This is a genomic window from Gluconobacter morbifer G707, assembly GCF_000234355.1.
GTDB lineage: Bacteria > Pseudomonadota > Alphaproteobacteria > Acetobacterales > Acetobacteraceae > Gluconobacter > Gluconobacter morbifer.
In genome coordinates, this window is sequence record NZ_AGQV01000010.1 from 166,444 (window position 1) to 187,201 (window position 20,758).

16 protein-coding genes, 1 tRNA gene and 1 pseudogene are annotated in these 20,758 nt (G+C 51.7%); 5 read left to right on the top strand and 13 right to left on the bottom strand.

Annotation, left to right across the window (positions count from 1 at the left end):
- Together GMO_RS11005 and GMO_RS11010 are read right to left on the bottom strand one after the other, a co-directional pair.
- Nucleotides 1-1,422, bottom strand: coding sequence for a mannose-1-phosphate guanylyltransferase/mannose-6-phosphate isomerase (locus GMO_RS11005; protein ID WP_040509366.1), 1,422 nt, complete (start codon nucleotides 1,420-1,422; stop codon nucleotides 1-3).
- A gap of 232 nt (nucleotides 1,423-1,654) precedes the next feature.
- Entirely contained in the window at nucleotides 1,655-2,911 is a 1,257-nt protein-coding gene (locus tag GMO_RS11010) for a hypothetical protein (RefSeq protein ID WP_008852483.1), read from the bottom strand.
- Nucleotides 2,912-3,063: 152 nt separating this feature from the next.
- Here GMO_RS11010 and GMO_RS13615 point away from each other — a divergent pair, with 152 nt between their 5' ends.
- Nucleotides 3,064-5,208 carry a glycosyltransferase gene (locus GMO_RS13615; RefSeq protein ID WP_008852484.1) on the top strand — a complete coding sequence of 715 codons (2,145 nt, stop codon included), beginning with the start codon at nucleotides 3,064-3,066 and terminating at the stop codon, nucleotides 5,206-5,208.
- A gap of 66 nt (nucleotides 5,209-5,274) precedes the next feature.
- On the opposite strand, the gene GMO_RS11020 is transcribed toward GMO_RS13615, so the two are convergent.
- The 7 genes from GMO_RS11020 to rplM all read right to left on the bottom strand — a co-directional run bounded on the left by GMO_RS11020 (nucleotide 5,275) and on the right by rplM (nucleotide 11,600).
- A complete protein-coding gene (locus GMO_RS11020) occupies nucleotides 5,275-5,934 on the bottom strand; it encodes an ABC transporter ATP-binding protein (RefSeq protein ID WP_040509372.1) in 660 nt (219 codons plus the stop codon).
- Nucleotides 5,931-6,719, bottom strand: a complete 789-nt coding sequence (locus GMO_RS11025) for an ABC transporter permease (RefSeq protein WP_040509374.1) — start codon at nucleotides 6,717-6,719, stop codon at nucleotides 5,931-5,933. Before GMO_RS11025 ends, GMO_RS11020 begins: the two co-directional genes overlap by 4 nt.
- Nucleotides 6,720-6,724: 5 nt before the next feature.
- Nucleotides 6,725-7,840, bottom strand: a complete 1,116-nt coding sequence (locus GMO_RS11030) for a capsule polysaccharide transporter (protein ID WP_008852486.1) — start codon at nucleotides 7,838-7,840, stop codon at nucleotides 6,725-6,727.
- A 127-nt stretch (nucleotides 7,841-7,967) separates the two neighbouring features.
- The gene (locus GMO_RS11035; protein ID WP_008852487.1) at nucleotides 7,968-9,278 is read right to left on the bottom strand and encodes a glycosyltransferase family 4 protein; all 1,311 of its coding nucleotides are present in this window, start codon (nucleotides 9,276-9,278) and stop codon (nucleotides 7,968-7,970) included.
- Between the two features lie 80 nt (nucleotides 9,279-9,358).
- Nucleotides 9,359-10,444: a branched-chain amino acid aminotransferase gene (locus GMO_RS11040; RefSeq protein WP_008852488.1), complete on the bottom strand. Its 1,086-nt coding sequence runs from the start codon at nucleotides 10,442-10,444 to the stop codon at nucleotides 9,359-9,361.
- 181 nt (nucleotides 10,445-10,625) lie between these two features.
- Nucleotides 10,626-11,117 carry a 30S ribosomal protein S9 gene (gene rpsI / locus GMO_RS11045; protein ID WP_008852489.1) on the bottom strand — a complete coding sequence of 164 codons (492 nt, stop codon included), beginning with the start codon at nucleotides 11,115-11,117 and terminating at the stop codon, nucleotides 10,626-10,628.
- Nucleotides 11,118-11,126: 9 nt separating this feature from the next.
- Nucleotides 11,127-11,600 carry a 50S ribosomal protein L13 gene (gene rplM, locus GMO_RS11050; protein WP_040509477.1) on the bottom strand — a complete coding sequence of 158 codons (474 nt, stop codon included), beginning with the start codon at nucleotides 11,598-11,600 and terminating at the stop codon, nucleotides 11,127-11,129.
- A 327-nt stretch (nucleotides 11,601-11,927) separates the two neighbouring features.
- Between rplM and GMO_RS11055 the strand changes: the two genes are divergently transcribed.
- The 4 genes from GMO_RS11055 to GMO_RS11070 all read left to right on the top strand — a co-directional run bounded on the left by GMO_RS11055 (nucleotide 11,928) and on the right by GMO_RS11070 (nucleotide 16,606).
- On the top strand, nucleotides 11,928-13,343 hold the full coding sequence (locus GMO_RS11055) for a hypothetical protein (protein ID WP_040509377.1): 1,416 nt from the start codon (nucleotides 11,928-11,930) through the stop codon (nucleotides 13,341-13,343).
- Entirely contained in the window at nucleotides 13,340-14,218 is an 879-nt protein-coding gene (locus GMO_RS11060; RefSeq protein WP_008852492.1) for an NAD(P)H-binding protein, read from the top strand. Before GMO_RS11055 ends, GMO_RS11060 begins: the two co-directional genes overlap by 4 nt.
- Before the next feature lie 80 nt (nucleotides 14,219-14,298).
- Nucleotides 14,299-15,558 (top strand): glycerate kinase type-2 family protein, encoded by a 1,260-nt coding sequence (locus GMO_RS11065; protein WP_008852493.1) that lies wholly within the window; start codon nucleotides 14,299-14,301, stop codon nucleotides 15,556-15,558.
- A gap of 115 nt (nucleotides 15,559-15,673) precedes the next feature.
- Nucleotides 15,674-16,606: a DMT family transporter gene (locus tag GMO_RS11070; RefSeq protein WP_040509378.1), complete on the top strand. Its 933-nt coding sequence runs from the start codon at nucleotides 15,674-15,676 to the stop codon at nucleotides 16,604-16,606.
- A 32-nt stretch (nucleotides 16,607-16,638) separates the two neighbouring features.
- On the opposite strand, the gene GMO_RS11075 is transcribed toward GMO_RS11070, so the two are convergent.
- The 4 genes and pseudogenes from GMO_RS11075 to GMO_RS11085 all read right to left on the bottom strand — a co-directional run bounded on the left by GMO_RS11075 (nucleotide 16,639) and on the right by GMO_RS11085 (nucleotide 20,562).
- Nucleotides 16,639-18,087: a phosphomannomutase gene (locus tag GMO_RS11075; protein WP_175282620.1), complete on the bottom strand. Its 1,449-nt coding sequence runs from the start codon at nucleotides 18,085-18,087 to the stop codon at nucleotides 16,639-16,641.
- A 939-nt stretch (nucleotides 18,088-19,026) separates the two neighbouring features.
- Nucleotides 19,027-19,294: pseudogene (locus GMO_RS14725) on the bottom strand (transposase); the annotation flags it as partial.
- A gap of 243 nt (nucleotides 19,295-19,537) precedes the next feature.
- Nucleotides 19,538-19,613, bottom strand: a tRNA-His gene (locus GMO_RS11080).
- Nucleotides 19,614-19,698: 85 nt separating this feature from the next.
- Nucleotides 19,699-20,562 carry an SDR family oxidoreductase gene (locus tag GMO_RS11085; RefSeq protein WP_139064461.1) on the bottom strand — a complete coding sequence of 288 codons (864 nt, stop codon included), beginning with the start codon at nucleotides 20,560-20,562 and terminating at the stop codon, nucleotides 19,699-19,701.
- Nucleotides 20,563-20,758 lie beyond the last annotated feature (196 nt).

Genomic DNA, 20,758 nt, shown 5'->3' on the forward strand with positions numbered 1-20,758 from the left:
TTAATTCCGTGCGTAAATGTCCTCGATGCGGACGATGTCGTCTTCACCCAGATAAGGGCCTGACTGGACCTCGATCAGGGTCAGAGGAATCTTGCCGGGATTTTCCAGTCGGTGTACGCATCCGAGAGGCAGGTAAATGCTCTCGTTTTCACGAACCATGACCTTGTCTTCATCCCGGGTCACAAGTGCCGTTCCACCAACGACCACCCAATGTTCAGCACGGTGAAAATGCTTCTGCAGAGAAAGCTTTTCACCCGGTTCGACAACGATGCGCTTCACCTGGAAGCGGTCAGCCTGGATCAGGCTCTCATAGAAGCCCCACGGACGATAGCAGCGGTTATGCGTCAGCGCTTCCTTGCGGCCCGACTTCTTGAGCCGCTCGACCATATGCTTGACATCTTGGGCACGGTCACGATGCGAAACCATGACAGCATCCTGGGTCACGACGACAATCAGGTCTTCAACGCCGGCAACCGTAGCGACAATTCCATCCGACCGGACATAACAGTTTCTGGCCTGGTCAAGGAAAACATCCCCGAAGGTTGCGTTTCCTGCCTTATCCTTGGCTGACAGATCCCAGAGCGCGTCCCAGCTTCCGATATCGGACCATCCAAAATTGCCCGGAACAACAGCGGCAAGTTTGGTACGCTCAGCGATCGCATAATCGACGGAAATATCCGGCGCAGAACCGAAACTCTGAGCTTCAAGCCGCTCGAAATCCATATCCGTCTGACGGTTCTGGACCGAATGACGGACGCGCTCGTAGACCTGGGGCTCGTACGTCTCTACTTCCGAAAGGAAAACGCCTGCGCGCGCCACGAACATTCCGGAATTCCAGAGATAATGTCCGTCCTGCACGAATTCCGCCGCTTTTTCGGCGCTGGGCTTTTCAACGAAGCGTGCGACTTCATAGACCCCCGGAATACCGGGTAGTTCGGCACCGCTTTCAATATAGCCATATCCGGTCTCAGGGCGGGTAGGCTTCATACCGAAGGTTACGATACGATCCTGAGCCGCAGCCTGCACCGCATGTTCCAAAGCGACCTTCAGGGCCTCTTCATGCGTGATGGCAGCATCAGCCGCCATGATCCACAGGATTGCATCCGGATTGGTTTCCGCGACCAGAAAAGCCGCAGCGGCAATCGCGGGGGCCGAATTTCGACCCACCGGCTCCAGCACGACACGCGCATTATGGATACCGACATCACGAAGCTGTTCTGCCACTATGAAACGGTGTTCAGCGTTGCAAACCACAATCGGGTCCGCAAACTCGCTACCTTCACCGCGCAGAACCGTTTCCTGAATAAGAGTGCGCTCATTGAGCAGAGGCCAGAACTGCTTGGGATAGCTACTACGCGAAACCGGCCACAGTCGGCTACCAGAGCCTCCCGAAAGAATGACTGGCACAATCTGTTGGGTCATGAACAACACACACTCAATTGTCAGAAAGATAGGTACAGGGGAAACTAACGCAAGCTTCAGAGCAAGGCCATAGGGTCATTTGTATTTAAGTTCTTCAGTTACTTTTGCCATACAAAAACCCCAATCAGAGCCAGCCCTTCTGAACGCCTGTCGCCCCTTTTGATGCCGCAAACAAAAATACTAAAGTTTCTTTACGGCAACATTTCTTAATAGTCCTGTTGTATTCATAAGCTTAACGCTTGTCGGGTGTAGGCCAGAACAAATCTGTTCCCTCTCCAGAAGACGGAACGAACTTCTGCCGGGGAGCCGAAATAATTGCAGGTTCCATGGCTACAAAAAACTGATTGACTGCTCCCTTCTGGTCACAGCGCCTGGAATTCACAAGAGAAGCTACCGGCGCAGACGAACGACTGAAATCGCTCAACAAGCCCGAAATCCGGATATTACTGCAATTCGATGGACTGTTGATTGTCAGAAAAGAGCGATCTATCAGCCGTGCCTCGACTTGTCCCAGCAGAAGAGATGCCTGTCCATTGATCTGGATTGCATCGGAAGCAGGAAGAGGATGTCCGGAGGCTATTCCTTCCTGACCGAACTGCCGCATCTCATCGACCATGGCCGTTACGCCTACAGCATCGATCCGGGCACAATGGGCAACACTGTCACATTCGAATTTTCCGACCTGAATGCCGGTTGCCACCCCTCCGTCATTACCACGCTTCATCAACATGCCCGTGCGGGCAGCATACGCAAAAACATTATCAATAAAGGCGCCATCCACACGTCCCATGATGATGGTATCGAGATTTTTCTGCTGATAGGCGATAATCAGGGGATTATCTGACCAGTACGGCCAAGAATGAACCTGATTGACACGGGATATATCCATTTCTCCATCAAGCAACACAGCATTCTGGAAAAACTGTCCATAAAGACCATCAATAGTGGTCCGTCCGCCATTCTGACTTTCAATTCCACTATAAATACGATGCATATATATATTTCTTATATATGTGTACCCTCTGACATCCTTGATAAAAATGACGGGGGCAAATTTGACCGGTTGCCAGAACGACGCATTATGAGCCGGCAGAGTCTGCAAAGGTTCATCAAAACCTATGGCTCGAATGGATGCACCTTTCGAGCCATCAACAAAGGATATCGCTGGCTGGGACTGCTCCTCGATGCTCAGCCATGTTCCTCCGATATGAGTGGCCTGAGGCCCTTCCTGCCATCCTTCCCCTGTAATGTTCATGGCACAGGGAACGTGTACTCCAGTGTGAAGATGGTAAATTCCGGCCTTGAGATGCAACTCTCCACCACCAGCATGACAAATCCGGTCAATACTGCTTTGTATAGACAAAGATGCATCATTTTCTTGATTTGAAGGAGGATTCATACCTTCGCTTCCAGAAGCGGCAGAAGCTACGTTCGCCACTCCAAAAACGAGAACCAATACAAGAAAACGAATATATGGGAAGAAATTCATTTAAATTTCGCCTCGTTTGAAAATCTTGTTGCAGGATATCAGGGTTCTCCACTCCAAATTCATAATCTGAAAAAGAGTTCCCTCATCCCGTTGTGCTTGTTAACGCTACGCGGCATTCATAAGGCATATGTGCCCCAAACCTTGGTAGGATTATGAAGATTTTTCAGAAGAACTCCAAAACCAGTTCCTCGCTGGCACAGGCAGATGCTGCCCGCGACGGAGGAATGCCTGCCAAAGCAGCAGAACTGTACGACAAATATCTGACCGAAAACCCGAAAAACGCAGATATCTGGGTTCAGGCCGGTAACGCCTACAAGGACGCAGGCGCTTACAAAGACGCTATGGAACGCTACTCGAAGGCATTGGAATTAAAACCAGAAGAATCAGACACATATGTTCAGCGGGGACATCTTCTGAAGCTGATGCAACGCCAGATGGAAGCAGTCGAGTCTTACAAGCTTGCCCTGAAACACAATCCGGCCAATCAGGATGCCTTGAAAGAACTTGCTGCCGCCGATGCTTTAGAAGGCGTGTTCAAACAGGAAGCCACGACCCTGTCCTCTGCACCTACTATCTGGCTCGATATAACGGACCTGATGGTCTATGTTGAACACAACGGAAGTTTGACTGGAATTCAGCGTGTCGTAGCAAATCTTATCTTACATGTAGAAAAAGGAATATTTGGCGCATACAGAGTAATTCCGGTAATACCTGATTACGGAAACAAACGCATCTTCGCTGCCAATTCCGCAGCCTTGCTTATGCTCGTAAAGCTTTTTGACGAACCCGTCGTAGATCGGAACCTTCTTAATAAAGCCATCCAAGCCGTACATCAGTCCAAAAGAGAAGTCTGGCCGCAAAAAGGCGATATATTTTCTGTTGCTGGGGCTTTCTGGATTTATCCTAATTACGATATTATTCGGGAATTACGTGAAAATGGCATGCGTTTTTGCGTTTTCATCCACGATCTGATTCAAATATCAAATCCTGAGTACGTAGCTAAGGATGCTTTAGTACAATTCCAAACTCAACTTATTGATGTCTTATCTTGTTGCGATTTCGTTTTAACAAACTCACATTTCGTAGCCGGTGACGTAGAAAAATACATTGCTCAAAACCTGAATTATACACTTCCTGTAAAAGCAGTTCCTCTCCCCACGGAACTCCGTAAAAAATCCGGTCCTCAATTGATTACGGACCGCCGGATTTTGGGAATGCGTAATGAAGAATACGTTCTCAGCGTTTCGACGATCGAAATCCGAAAAAATCACATGTTCCTTATCAGAACATGGGAAAAACTCATTCGGGAATACGGCGAGGAAAATGTTCCGAAACTTGTGTTTGTTGGAAAATGGGGCTGGCAAATCGACGAACTCCGCAATTACCTGGAGTCAAAAGGATATATTGGAGATTGGCTTTACATCTTTAATGGCATTAGTGACGATGAGCTAGAATTCCTCTATAAGAACTCTCTCTTTACAGCCTATACAAGTTTTGCGGAAGGCTTTGGTCTTCCGATTGGCGAAAGTCTCGTCTACGGCAAACCTTGCATCGCATCCAACACAACCTCCATGCCCGAAGTTGGTGGTCGCTTTGTGCGCTACATTGACCCCTATAATGTAGAAGGCGGTTATGAGGTTTTCCGCAAGCCGATCATGGACCGCAAAGATCTGTCGCAATGGGAAAAAGATATTCGTCTCAATTTCCGCCCCAAGACCTGGGCAGAATTCTGTGATGAATTCTTTTCTGACGCAATTTCCTATGCTGAACAGCTCGGTGATCGCCCCGCTTCCCTCAACTGTCTGCTACCACCCGGACAATTAATTCAGGGCGGTACAACAGCGCTTTTGCGTTTGGCATTCAAAAAGAAGCCTATCATCACGTTTCGGGCCGCCCGCAGTCGCGGATGGTATTATATGGAAAACTGGGGCGCATGGAGCGCGGAACGTCGTTCGCAACTGCTTTTCGATACCCCTTTGAAAGAGGGGAATGAGGTGCGAATTTACCTTAATATCTGCTGCCCACCAGGAAGCGCCGAGCCGGAAGTTATTGCAAAAGCAGGCTCAGAGCACACATCCCATACACTTTCTGAACAACCTGGCTTCTTCGCGTTCAAGGGGATCGTCGGTCCTGACGGACAGATTAAGATCGATTTGCTAGCACGCGGTAAGTTCGGACCTACCGGCCATCGTTCGTGCTATATTGGACTTCAGGCAATTGGTTATTCCCTGAATAACGATCCCCTCACGCGTATGGATCTTATTGAGCAGATAACCACATATCAAAATCTGATGTGAAAAAATTTTGGAAGAGCAGTATTTATCTGCTCTTCCAAAATCAATCAGCATAGATCTAAACCAAATTTATAAGCTGTTATAAGCTTCAATAGCAGCGTCTACGCTCGGATATTCATGATAGTGATGATCGTGTATCAGAGCGCCGCGTGTACAATGCTCTTGAATAAAACCCATATCATGGGAAACAATAATGAGTGTCCTGTCTATGCGCTTTCCAAAAAGTTCATCTTGGCATCTTTGTAAGAAACGCTTGTCTCCTACCATGATGACTTCATCAATCAGATAGCAATCAAATTCAATAACAATAGACAATGCAAATGCCAGCCTGGCGCGCATTCCAGAGGAATACGTTTTAACGGGTTCCCCCAACTGCGATCCCAGTTCGGCAAAATTATCCACGAATTCTCTCGTAGAGACATAATCAAGATTATAAACACGGCAAATAAAACGCAGGTTATCCAACCCGCTCAGGCTCCCTTGGAAAGCGCCGCCAAAAGCCAGCGGCCAGGAAACCGTAATGGTTCGTTCGATACGTCCCCGGGTAGGAAGCTCTACGCCGCCAATAATCCGGATAAGCGTGGATTTCCCAGCGCCATTACGCCCTAAAATTCCCAGCTTTTCTCCTTGAGGAAGTTCAAAGCTTATTCCGTCAAGAACGCGCCTTCGTCCACCTGGTACATGATAATCTTTGACAATATTCACACACCTGAGAAAACCATTACTCATTGAACAACCAGATATTTCCGCACACGCAGGGTAAGAAAAAGTCCTACCACGATCATGACAAGGCAAGCAGCAAAGTCATATGAAATATCATAGTGTGCATGTGCACGATAACCAAACTGCCCTTCTCGAATCATCTCAACATTGTTGACACTTGGGGAAAGCAGCAAAATCCAGCGATAATGCGGTTTGATCCAGTCAACCATCGTAAATGCCCCTGACAAGGGCAAGGAAAGATATCCAAGAACTCCAACAAGTTTTTCAAGATAGTCGGACATCTCCGAAAGAGGAGCGGCAATCAGAGAAGTCCCCAAACAGAACAACATATGGAGAAAAATACCAAGGTAAAGAATTTCATAATTAACAGGGGCCTTCATGAAACCCAATCCAATGGCTCCTAAAGTTACTAAAAGCCCTGCAATTAAGGTACCTATAACTTCGAGGATATACCGTCCTAAGAGAATATCTAATGGAGTAACTTGCCGATGGAATAATAAGCTCCCATTGGCTTCAAAAGCCTTGATAGAACGCGCCAGACAGTGTCGCCACATTGTCAGCGGAACATATCCCGTAATAACGATCGCGGTTGTAGGCAGACCATGCTCATGTGCTGGGCGTATCGCAGTCCAGACTATCGAGACACCTGCGCAAAAGAGAATAGGTTCACCCACAATCCATAAGTAGCCTAAATTCTCTCGTCCGAACCGCGTGTGCAGTTCACGCATGATGAGCGCCCCGATAACACGGGCCTGTACTAAAAATAGAGACCAAACGGAATTTTTATTCATCGCTCTCACACCGTTTGATGTTCTTTAGCGCCGTTAACAATTAGTTTCCCCATCCAGTACAGCATAAGAAAAGAAGAGAAAACTATCAGTACATCTATGATGCGATGCGGGTATTCCGCATAATCAGGGAGATCAGGACGCGAAACTGCCTCTAGATAGACCTGCTGACGGTCTGCCTGTGCCTTTGCCGTTACAAGTGCTGTGGCTGCTGCTTCCAGCTCTTTTTCTACAAGCTTCTTCTGGACTTCCAGAGCATCGAATACCGTAATTTTTGGAACTAACGATGTATTCGGGCCTGTAATATGGCTCTGTTGTTCTTTGATCTGATTTTCCAGTATCGCAATACGCTGGCGATAAACTGCAATACTCGGACTTGATGGAGAGGCCTGCTGTATTTGAGAAAGCTGCATTTTTAAAGTAACCAGCATAACCTGAAGCTGGTTAATATCAGCCAGAAGCGGAAGAGACTGCTTTGTCGGGTCAAGAAGTGCCATTTGATTACGATAAAAAGCTGTCTGCTTTGCAACCTCTGTCAGCTGTTTCTGTGCATCTTCCAATTCCCTTTGTGCGCTTCCAACCGTATTGGCACGTTGCCTTCTATTCATATCATTGACCAGTTCCTCACCCGCGGACAGCAATGCTGTAGCAATGCGCTGAGAATCTGTTGGCCTGAATGTGACAACTTTAAGGGTGGAAATCGATGTTTCAGTATCCAGTTCTACCGTTACATGTTTTTTGTAAAATTTATAGAAATATTCAAATGTCGATCCTGAGTAAAAATTTGGGAACCGTGCAATCTTGTCACCCTCTGGCCGATCAAATACTTCTGCTAAATTTTCAGTTTTGATCATTTTCCTGGCAGCATCTCGGGAGATCAGATAATCCTGAACAACATAGGCATCCTGATCTGCCGCAGAGCCAGCTTCTCCCATCAACAGGCTGCCAAGCATGCCTGATGATGAATGTCCCGCACCGCGTACGACAAATTCAGCGACAGATACATACTGCGGCGCAGCGATAACAAAATAGTAAAACATGGAAAGCAAGGTCGGAATAACAACCACACACCCAAAAACGCCAAAGCGCTGTATTGTGCTTCTACGGTCAAACCCTTTGGACATATGCTTACGCCAACACTCTCGTCAGTTTACTTTAAAGAAAAACACCTTTTGTATGCCATCAAAAGCATTCAAATGCGAGCTTTTTAAGATAACTTAAATTGGATTAAATCTTTTTGAGTAATTTAAATTACATCACACTTTGATACATCGCTAACAAACGCTGAGCGTATCTGGCCATTGAGAACTTTTCTGCCTGCTGCGAAGAACGTGCGCATAAATCCAGATAAAGATTTTCATTTTTATCTAATTGCTCAATGCCATCCGTGATTGATGCAGCATTATAGGCATCCACCAGCAAACAGGCATCTCCCCCTACCTCTGGCAAAGCTCCCTCTCGCGAAATCAATGCCGGGGTACCTAATGAAAGCGCTTCCAGAACTGGCAGACCAAATCCTTCCGAGAGCGAGGGAAATAACACTGCGCGTGCATGCCTGACCAGACTGAGCAACATTTCATTCGGAAGATACTCCAAATGAACAACGCGTCCGCTTTTTATTCCCTGCTCAAGAAAACGAAGTTCGTTTTCTGATTTCCATGCCATTGCACCAACAATGACAAGTTTTCTGGAAGTGGACGCCCCTAGAAAACCTTCGATTATTCGTCCTATATTCTTTTTAGGCTCAAGGGAGCCAAAGAACATATAATATCCGTCCGGTGACAGTCCGAACAGACTTTCTGTTGTTACGATTCCTTTTTGTGAGAACTTTTTTACATTGTCAAAAACTTCACGAGAAGAAAAAGACTGATAAGTATTGAATATCTTATCTTCTACTCCACCAAAAAAAGACAGTATTTCCCTTTTTGATGCCTCGGATACCGTACATATTGCATCAGCGTTTTGGACAATCTTCTTTATTAATCTATAATATAAACCCTTATTATCCAAGGTTGTATACGGAAGAGTAAGGGGAACAATATCATGAATAGTATAGATATTCTTGCTTCCCTTTACATAAATCGGCAAAGGGTAAGTCCAATGCATGATTTCTGGTGCATTGGGCATTTCGACAGCCAGAAATTTACCGGTCGTTTTGAAAAACCCGCTGGCTGACCTGAATAGATCCAGAACACTCCAGATCCGATCATAAGCCGGCATTCGAGACGCAAAACTTCTCGCCTCGACACGCCCGGTCATCGGAATTTGCACGGCTTCATGCCCGGCAAAATGCCGGTATGTCTCTTTTGTCCATCGCACAGACGGAAATTTGGGACGCTTCCGCGCATGCTCCTGACCCAGGCTATCAAAGAAAATAACTTCCCGAAGAGCCGGACTCATCTTTTTATGAACATTGACGCCATATAGAACATCTATTTCACATCCCATGTCTTGCAGACAATAAGATAGAGTCCGAGCATAAGTAGCCACTCCTGTTCCCTTTGGAAGGGCCAGGTTGTAGCCATCAATACCAACCCTGAAAGAAGTCCTTTTAAGCGTCACGCAAATTTCCCTGTTGCCTTTATTGGAATTCAAACATGCCTGAATGAATTTTCATTTCCAGGCATGGTAATATCCAATATTCATTTCAAAAAAATGGAATGAATCCATTCCTTGTTTGTTTCTGTTTTTCCCGTCTGTATGGAAACGAGCTTTTCTTTCAGTTTCAGAGATAACGGGCCCGGGTTCACGCCATCTCCAAAAATGGCCTCTCCGGATGGACGGACCAGTTTTCCGATCGGTGACAGGACCGCAGCCGTGCCGCACGCAAAGGCTTCGACATATCGCCCGCTGGCAGCTCCTTCGAACAGTTCATCAATCTCGATCGGCTTTTCCACAACCTCGATACCACTCTCTCTGGCCAAGTGGATCAGACTGTCACGCGTGATCCCGCGCAGGATTGTTCCGCCCAGAGGCGGCGTGACAATCTTTCCGTCGTTCCGGACGAACATCACGTTCATTCCACCCATCTCTTCTACAAAGCGATGGTTTTTGGCATCCAGAAACAGAACCTGATCGCAGCCTTTTTCTTTTGCTTCCAACTGGGCAACCAGACTACCGGCGTAATTGCCACCGCATTTCGCTTCCCCGGTGCCGCCCTGGGCGGCACGGGTATAATGCTCGGAAACCCACACGGACACTGCGCCAGAACTGAAATATGCTCCGACCGGACAGGCAATGACAATGAACAGATATTCGGTCGCCGGCTTTACGCCGAGAAAGACTTCATTGGAAATCATGAACGGCCGCAGATAAAGGCTTTGCCCCTTCCCTGAAGGAACCCACGCCTGATCCACTTTCACGAGTTCATCGACAGCCTGAATGAAGAGATCTTCCGGCAGAACCGCCATTCCCATCCGACGTGCAGACGCAGCAAACCGTGCCGCGTTGGCTTCGGGACGGAACGTGGCAATCCCACCTTCAGCTTCACGATATGCCTTCATGCCTTCAAAGATTTCCTGCCCATAATGCAGGACGGTCGAAGCAGGATCGATGCTTAACGGACGGCGTGCAGTGATTTTTGCATCATGCCAGCCCTTGTCAGCCGTATAGCGGATCATCGCCATGTGGTCCGTAAACACACGACCAAATGCCGGATTTGCAATCAGTTCCGCCCGACGATCATCAGGGGTGGGCGTGTCAGTCTTTTCAATCTTGAAGATGGCCATGAAAATCGTTCCGCAAACAGGTCCAGGACAAGTGTTTCCACTTTGCCATAGGAGACAATCAGAAGCGATAGCGGAAGAAAGATCCTTTCATGACCATTCTCACAAAAATCGTTTCAATAAAAAAACCCCGGCCACATCGTGACCGGGGTTTTTCCGTATAGATCCGAAAAAGCTGATCGTATCAGCGCTTCGAGAACTGGAAGGAGCGACGTGCCTTCGCACGGCCATACTTCTTACGCTCGACAACACGGCTGTCACGCGTCAGGAAGCCTGCAACCTTCAGAATGCCGCGCAGGGTCGGTTCGTAATGCGTCAGGGCACGGGAAATACCGTGGCGGACAGCACCAGCCTGACCGGACAGACCACCACCAGTGACCGTGCAGTACACGTCGAACTGGTTGTAACGATCTGTGATCAGGAACGGCTGCGTGATCAGCATGCGCAGAACCGGGCGGGCAAAATACGTCGTGACCGGACGGCCATTGACGATGATGTCACCCTTGCCAGGCTTGATCCATACGCGAGCAACGGCGTCCTTACGGCGGCCGGTGGCATAGGAACGGCCCTGGGCGTCACGCTTTACTTCGTGAACCGGGGCGGCATTGGTGGCAACTGCAGGAGCAACGCTCGCAAGGTCCTGCAGCGTGCCGGTGCGCTCTTGGGTCTCGGACATAGTCAGGCCTTACGACTCGTGTGAGATGGTGTTCTTGCGGTTCAGGGAAGCAACGTCCAGCTTGACGGGCTTCTGGCCGTCATGCGGGTGCTCGGAACCAGCGTAAACATGAAGGTGCTTCATCTGGGCGCGCTGCAGCGGACCGCGCGTGATCATGCGCTCCACAGCCTTTTCCACGACGTTCCCCGGGTTCTTGCCCGTGAGACGCTGCGTGATGGTGCGCTCCTTGATACCGCCCGGATAACCCGTGTGGTAGTGGAAGAGCTTCTGGCCAACCTTGTTGCCCGTCAGTACAACCTTTTCCGCATTGATGACAACAATGTTGTCACCGCAGTCAACATGTGGGGTGTACTGCGGCTTGTGCTTGCCGCGCAGACGGGTGGCGATGATGGTGGCGAGACGGCCGAGAACGAGCCCTTCAGCATCGATCAGCACCCAGTTCTTCGTCACCTCCGCCGGCTTCAGCGAACGTGTGGTCTTCATCAGTGACATTCCAGCTTGGGGCGTGGCAGAAGCCACACCTATGAATGGCGCTTCCCGGTCCGGACAGACATCCTGAATGCCCGTCCTGTCCGAAAAGCGGATCAGGTGGGGCCTTATTGCGATCCACAGCGCAAACGTCAAGTCTTCTTTTGCATTCCGCATGACAGATTCGTGCCGGTTAACCGCCATTTTCCGCTATGTGGTATTATAATACCCCAAGAAAAACACTTCTCCGATTGCTCCATGCTCCCACAATGCTATCTTCCCCTTCTTACGACAGACCTTTCACAGCTTTCGAGCTGAGCGGTTTCAGACAGGAACACCTACGTGAAAAGACCCTGGCTCACCACGAGCCTGATCTCGGTAATCGCGGTGATCAGCGCCGTTGGCATTCATCATGAAGCGCACATGGAACTGGTTCGTGGCCTGTCCAGCTTTCGGGCCGCCCTTCCCGCTGGCACGACCTTTACTTACAGCAGTGCCAAACCCGCGATTTTTGCCCGCGGCGCGCTTCTCACAAACGTCACTCTTCATACAAGCGCCGTCACATTCCGCGCGACGCAGATGCGCCTGGGTCATCCACGCACCACACCGGACGGCGGCATTGGCATCAATTCGCTGGAAATTCATAACCCTTCCCTCCAGACCGCCAGCCTGCTCGTCCATGCCAGCAGTCTGAGCCTTCACAGGCTCACGTTGCCTCCCTCACATGAAAGGCACCCCGGCCCGGTCGCCATTGATCCGGCCCGCACCCTGCTGGATCATCTTTTGGTCGAACATCTTTCAGTTCAGAACCTTTCACATACGTCTGACGCAATGCCCGTATCTCCCCTTGCGCCTGTCCACATGCATAGTCTGACGCTCAACACTTTCTCCGTAGACAATTACGGCCCCTCACACCTCACGACAGGCACCATTCAAGGCGCTACAGTCGCCTACACCCGGATGACGCAGCAATCAGTCTCGCCCTCTGCCACACAGAGTGGTCAGCTGACTTTTGATCATGCCCAATTCCAGCAGCAAGATTTTGCAAATTACGTTGGCGCACTGAAAGCACATCGTGAGCTGGACGAAAGTGGCCTTCCCCCGCGTCAGCTTGATGTCCGCAATCTGCGCGTCAATGGAACAGGCGGAACATTCTGGATTGATGAAATCACAGGAAATGGCACGTCCGATGATGGGAAAAGCCATTTTCAGCAGACATGGAAAGGGCTTCATTTCCGGAGTATGAAGCCACTGCCATTCCGGATCGATGGCCAGCACTCCATTTTCCAGGCTACACAGGACTACAGTTCCGTTGACCAGATTGCCCATATTCAGGGCACGCTGACCATCCCCGCCCTGACACAGGTCATAGCCACAGCCGACCTGCATTTTCAGCATGGCTCTGCCGCACGGGCTCCTCTGAACACCATGCGGATCGCAAATCTGGCGGTGAGGATGGAAAAAGGCGACCGCCTTCTCCAGCGGTTTTTCATGTTTTCCGCACGGCAGGCCCAGAATGTCGTTCCTGCGGATGAACTCCGCAACCAGGCACTCCGGATGCTGACGCCCGCCGTTTCACACAACGCCCAGTTGGCTCCCCTGCCCGATTATCTTCTCAACCCTGCCAACCGGAACCTGACCCTGTCTTACAGACCGGTTGTTCCTGTCCCCGCGCGGACCCTGGCTTTCGTGCTCTCGCAGCCTCTGACATTCATGGCATTTCTCACATCTCCTGACGTCAGGGCCGTCGCAGAATGACTTCCACGTCCTCAGAAACGATCTGCGTCATCGGCGCAAACGGCCGCTCCGGATCCGCGCTGTGCCGCGCCCTTCTGGCAGAGGGCAAAAATGTCATTGCCGTCGTCCGCACCCGTGGGAAACTCGTTCCTGACCTGCAGGATCAGTGTCTGGCCGTCCGCACGGCTGATCTGACTGATCCCGTTGCCCTGCCCATCGCCCTGGAAGGCGCATCAATCGTCGCGAACACGGCGCATGCCCGACATCTGCCCGCCATTCTGGCGGCAACATCCGCGCCCGTGGTGGCGTTAGGGAGTACCCGCAAATTTACACGCTGGCCGGATGATCATGGACAGGGTGTGCTAGCTGGAGAGACCACCCTGAGAGCCGATGGGCGCCCGTCCATCATCCTGCATCCCACCATGATTTACGGCGCACAAGGCGAAGATAATGTCCAGCGTCTGGCCCAGCTTCTCGAAAAACTGCCTGTCATTCCTTTACCCGGGGGAGGCCGGGCCCTGGTTCAGCCCATCGAACAGGGCGACGTCACCCGCTGCCTGCTTTCCGCCATCAGATGTCTTGAAACGAGACGGGTCACCCAACCTGAAAGCATTGTCATCGCAGGCCCGAAAGCCGTTCCCTACCGTACGTTCGTCAGGATGGTACTGTATTTTGCCGGGTTTGGTGGGAGGCCCATCATCTCCCTGCCCGGCTGGCTTCTGATTGCCCTCGCCCCCCTGAGCAGACACATCCCCGGTTTCCCCACCATCTCCCCTCCGGAAATCCGCCGCCTGCTGGAAAACAAGAATTTCGACATCACGCGCATGCGCGAAGAACTGAAGGTAAACCCCATCCCACTTGAAAGCGGGCTGAAACGTCTTTTCTCGAAAAAATGAGTTCGTCGGCGGTTTCAGATCAGATTGTGCACAGTTAGCCTCGCAGAAGTCCGGTTTCTTCCCCTTCCGTGAGAGCAAACATGTCCCCGAACGACCGCGCTTTCCTCACTGACCTTTTCAACGCGGCCGTGCGAGCAGCAGATGCGGAGCGGGTTCTTGCGGAAAATCTACCTTCTCCACCCAAGGGGAAAACCGTTGTCATTGGCGCAGGAAAAGGGGCGGCACACCTGGCGGCAGCTTTTGAAAAAGTCTGGAAAGCGCCTTTCAGTGGCGTCGTTGTCACGCGCCATGGCTGTGCATGCCCTACCGGGACAATCCGTGTCCTGGAGGCGGCCCATCCAGTCCCTGACGACGCTGGCCTCCGGGCGACAAGGGCCCTTTTTGAGGCCGTTCGCGACCTTGGGCCGGACGATCTGGTGGTTGCGCTGATCTGCGGTGGGGGTTCTGCTCTTCTGCCAGCCCCGCCTGAAGGCATGACACTTGAAGATGAAATCGCCCTGAATCAGGCTCTGCTGGCATCCGGTGCGCCAATCTCGGTCATGAATGCCATCCGCAAGCAGGTCTCGACCATCAAGGGAGGCCGCCTGGCGGCGGCAGCGGCCCCGACGCGTGTCGTGTCCCTGATCGTCTCTGATATTCCATACGACGACCCGGCGCAGGTTGCATCCGGCCCGACCGTTCCAGATGCGGGTCTCCGGTCCGATGCACGTCAACTCATTCAGGACTGGAATCTGGACCTTCCCGCCCGCATCCTGGACTGGATCAGCAGCGAACGTGGACAGGCTCCCCTGCCTACCGATCCGGTTTTTCAGCATAATGATGTCAGGATCATAGCCTCAGCCCATCTCTCCCTCGAAGCCGCAGCCGAGACGGCACGAACGGCAGGCATCACACCCGTAATCCTGTCTGATGCCATCGAGGGGGAAGCCCGGGACGTGGCGCGTGTCCATGCGGCCATCATGCGGGAAATCATCATCCGCAACCGCCCTTTCCCGCGCCCTGTGGTGCTGCTGTCCGGCGGGGAGACAACCGTGACACTCCGCGGGAAAGGCCGTGGCGGGCGGAACAGCGAGTTTCTTCTGGCTCTGGCCATTGCTGGCGCGGACATGCCATTCGCGGCTCTGGCAGCTGATACGGACGGTCTGGACGGCTCGGAAAACAACGCGGGCGCCTTTGCTGATGGAGAAACAGCCCCCCGTCTGCGAGCACTGAAACTCAATCCCGCTACGCTCCTGAACAATAACGACGCCTATACGGCGTTCGAAGCTCTGGGAGATCTGTTTGTTCCCGGCCCGACAGGCACAAATGTCAATGATTTCCGCGCGATCCTGATCCGATAAAAGCAAAAACAAGGAAAAGAACATTTTTCATATTGTGAAACATTGACTGTCAGCGCAGAGAGGTTCCCATATTCTTTCCTGGAACGCGGCCTTCTTTCCGCGTCGAGGCATGACAATGAAACAGAACATCTTTTCTTCTGGCATATTACTAGCTCTCATCGGATACGCCCTGTTTTCCATCAGCGATGCCTGTTCCAAGGGACTGGCCGGACAGCTCAATCCTTTTGAAGTCGCTTTTTCAGGAGGTCTTTTCGGCTTTCTGATCCTGCCATTCATCAGAAAACCCGAAGAATCCTATTCCGATATTTTCGCAACCGACCGTCCGGGCATGTGGGTTCTGCGTGCCGTTTCCACGTTTGTTTCCACAGCCGCCAGCGTCATGGCGTTCATGCTTCTGCCCATGCCGGAAGCGCTGTCCCTCATGTTCCTGATGCCCTTCTTTGTCACGATCATCTCGGTCACCCTTCTGAAAGAAAAGGTCTCCGGCTGGACATGGCTTTCAGTGGGGATCGGCTTTCTGGGTGTCCTGATCGTCCTGCGCCCTGGAGTGCGCGCCTTTCATCTGGGACATCTCTGCGCCATCATCGCGGCCGTAGCCAACGCCACAAGCGTGATCGCCTATCGGCTGGCCGGCAATAACAGTGCCCGTCTCTCCCTGTTCGGATCAAGCCTGTTCGGCCCCCTGATCGGCGATGGCCTTCTCATGCTGGGTCATATCACTTGGCCCCATGGCCTGAAGACATGGGCCATTCTCTTCGGATACGGCTTTCTGGCGGCTCTGGGGCAGCTTTTCATGATGCTGGCGACAGCTGTAACGCCCGCCAACCGGGTTGCCCTACCGCAATATACCCAGATGATCTGGGCCGTCGCCTTCAGCTACCTACTGTTTCACCAGTCACTCGACATGTGGAGCTTTATCGGAATTGTGGTGGTCACCCTTTCAGGGATGCTGAACTGGGTCCATCAGAAAATACGTTTCGAGCGCATGGCGCTGGAAGAACATTGGCAACATCGCCACCCTTCCTCCAGCGCGATCCGTCCTTCCTGAGACAGGAAAGACGGCCATGCATCGTCCGTGTTTCAGCGCCAGGCCGAAACCGCTTTCATGCCGGTCTCCAGCAGCGTCTCCGCCCGCGGCAGACTATCCGCTTCCACATAGACCCGTAGTTCCGGCGCATTACCGGACGGACGGAAATGGATGATGTCTCCATCCGCGAAGCTCATGCGAAGTCCATCCGTCTCGTCAACACCTGAAAGCGGCCCACAGACCTTCGTCAATCCAAGCTCCTGCGCCCCTGCCGCCGGATTACGACGCAGTTCTTCCAGATGCTTCCGGCTCTGGGCCGTTGGCATTTCCTTGAGGCGGTCACTAAGTGTGAAACGCGGCGGTAGCGTCTCCACAAGCGCCTGAAGACTGTCTCCATGCTCCCGTGCCGCCAGAAGGGCGCAGAGCATCGGCAGAACGGAGTCACGTGTTGGCAGGGACGTCAGGTCACGACCGTCCTGTGCGATGTCGCTGGCCAGCAAAAAGCCTCCGTTGGCTTCATAGCCCACAACAGGCTGGTGTCCGTTCGCTACGGCTTCGGACATCGCGCCCACCACGAAGGGAGACCCGATCCTGGTCCGGCGCACATCCTTGGCAAATCCGGCTTTTTCGAGCGCCGTATTGCTGCTCACAGGCGTGGACACACTCGCGGCATCCAGGAAACGGGCAGAGAGGATGCCCAGAACATCTCCCCGCAACCAGTTGCCCTGATGATCCGCGAGCAGGGGACGGTCTGAATCTCCGTCCGTGGTAAGAATGGCATGGTAATCATCATCGGTTGCCCAAGCCCGGGCCAATTCCGCATCTTCCGGACGCACGGCTTCGGTATCTACCGGAATGAAACTGTCAGCGCGGCCGAGGGGAACAGCCGTTCCGCCCAGCGCTTCCACGACCTGCACCAAGACATCCCGCCCGACTGCGGAATGCTGATAGACACCCAGTTTCAGCCCTTCGAGAGCTTTTTCTCCAAAGAAATCCCGATACCGGGCGACGAAACCCGGCACAACATCTGTTATCGGTGGCAGTTCAGGGGGCACGGCCAGCATGCCTTCGGCATCGAAAAGATCTTCCGGAAGATTTACAGTCTGCTCCCGCATGGCCACTTCATCGCTTTTCAGGAATTCTCCATGCGCGCGATTGAACTTGATGCCATTCCGGTCAGCCGGGATATGGCTTCCCGTCACCATGAGGGAGGGAATGCCGCGCGCAAAGGCATAATGGCACAGCGCCGGGGTCGGCACATAACCACAGAACAGCGGCTCTCCCCCGGCATAACGTATAGCCGCGGCACAGGTCCGGAGGATACGGGGCGTGCTGGGGCGCAGGTCACCCGCCAACGCGACGGGCTTGCCGGGCGCGAATTCTCCCAGAACTTCAAGATGACGCAGATATCCCACCGTATAGGCAAAGCAGACCTGATCGGTCATGGCTGTTACCAGCCCACGCGCTCCACTGGTCCCAAACGCAACACCGGACCGTTCCATCCATTCCGAAATACGCATCAGCTTTCCCTGAACTTTTCGAGCCTTTTCTTCGCAGGCATGCGGATCTTCCACAGAAGACGCTCTACCCCAAAGATTCAAAACAGCTTCAACTGCTACACTGATTGAAAAGAATAGACAAAACCGCCCCTCCGGCTTCGGAAAACAGCCGTGGACTGATCCGGGGGCGCTTTATGCGAGGATGTCTGAACGGGAGACAGCAGTAGCGCTTTTCCGTCTTCTTCTCGGCTATCTGCCTCACAGCAACCGACATGTTCTGGTTATGTGTCCTGAGCCCAAGATGAAGGACGACCCGCGTGGGTTTTGAGATAACGAACCAATAAAAACCGGTCCTGAGAGGATTGCCGAAAAGTTATTTTCTGCGCCAAAACTCTAAAAATTACCTCTCTACCACCTATATGTCTGCAACACTGGGCGAAATTGATTTTTTACATTTCTTTGCGGCTTGTATATTAAATCTACCGAAGTCACGCATGCCTCTCCGCTCTGTCTTCGTGAAGTGGATTTTAATGCACTCCTCAATAAGGGACTGTAAGAAAATTTTCCAATATCTGGCAGTTGGTCATTCACAAAAAACTTCTTTTCTAAGAAAGAAGTAGGAAGGCATTTTGATATTTTACTATCGTTAAGCCGAAAATAAACTTCACTTACGTAAGGGGATTTATAATTCTTAACTCAATTAAATCAAAGACTATTCCGTCCCTCATGCGTATTCCTTTGGCAGATTGGATCCAAGTTTAGTTATTAATTCTATTGAATTATATTTATAATATTTCTTGTATGGATTTACTTGCTTTACATATAAGTGGTTGAGTGAATTAAAATTGAATAACAACACCATTATGATTTTTCGTATATTCATCAATATTTTCCTTATTTATTGTGTTTGTATATCAAAAATAATGACGTCATGCTTAGGCCTTATAGCCAGAGCATGACGATTGCTGCGAGACAGATAGCTGAGAGTAAGACGATTAGGCAGCTGTCATAGCGTGTAGCGACCCGCCGCCAGTCCTTGAGCCTGCCGAACATGATTTCAATGCGGTTACGGCGTTTGTATTTTCGTTTGTCGTATTTGAGCTTGAGCGGTTTTCCTCAGGATCTCCGCTCTGGAATGCGGGGTCTGATCCTTTCTTCCTCCAAGGCATCCCTGAAACCGGTCAGCGTTATAACTCTGGTCTCCCAGCATCTATTGTGCTGCGGAAAAGCCGCCCATCATCCAGGAAGACACCATGGCGTTCCAACGTCAAACCAGCGATTTTTGGGGATAATGAAGTAAACGTAGCATGTACGTCTTCAAAGGGTCAGATGTTGCACGGTCAGGATTCCCCCGGAATGATCCAGAAGATATGACGCTCAACCCATGACGCAGCATTAGAACCCGGAAGGATTCCAAACAGCCAACTTATTGATTTTCTTGGAAATGGATTGCTGGGGCGAATGACGGGGATCGAACCCGCGACAACCGGTACCACAAACCGGCGCTCTACCAACTGAGCTACATCCGCCACACAGCGAGCCGTTCTTTAGAACACTGACAAAAGGCCGTCCAGTCCTTTTATACAAAAAATTCCGCTCTTCCCTAGCTTCGGTTCAGATGAACGGAACACCGCCCGTCACGGCAATATTGGCCCCGGAAACATAGCTTGCCTCATCGCTGGCCAGGAACACATAGGCCGCAGCCAGTTCAGCTGGTTGGCCAGGACGCTCTATCGGACTGTCACCTCCAAACTGATGAACATGCTCACCATTCATCGTTGCCGGAATCAGCGGCGTCCAGATCGGGCCCGGCGCCACCGTATTGGAGCGTATCCCTTTCGGTCCCAGCAGTTCGGCCAGCCCTCCACTGAAATTGAGGATGGCAGCTTTCGTTGCGGAATAGGCCAGCAACTTGGGTTTTGGCCGGTCAGCATTGATGGACACCGTGTGGATGAGTGAGCCACCACGCGGCATGTGCGGCACAGCCAGACGGGACATCCGGAAAACCCCGCCCGAATTGGTATCGAATGTCAGGTCCCATTCGTCTTCGCTCACATCCGCAAGAGACTCCCGTTCGATCTGAAACGCGGCGTTGTTCACAAGAACATTGATCTTCCCGTATTCCGCCACTGTACGGTCCACGATTTCACGGCAGACGTCACGGTCGCGTATGTCTCCGGGCACCAGCAGGACCTTGCGTCCCTCCTTCTGAATCCATGAGGCCGCCTGACGGGCGTCATCCTCTTCTTCCGGCAGAAAGGACAGCGTCAGGTCAGCCCCTTCCCGCGCGAATGCAATCGCCACAGCCCGCCCGATCCCGGAATCTCCGCCCGTGATAATGGCGCTTTTCCCCCGCAGACGACCATGCCCAACATAGCTCTGTTCACCATGATCAGGCTGGGGTGTCATTTTGGAGGTCTGTCCGGGAATGCGATCCTGAAGTGCCGTGTCAAAAGGGGGTTTGGGATAGTCAGGCATGGTCATGTCTCCACAGTCATTCGTGGACACCCAACGAGGCAGCCCGGAGGATGTTCAATCATTTCTGGCTTATCTCCCGGGTTTTGACCTCCTGCCTGCCAGCCACCTTCCCATTCGATACCCGCCCGCGTTACAGTGGCGGTCTCATTGCCGCGCCGGGCCCGAATACGTCGCACCCTTTTCACCCCTTAACCAA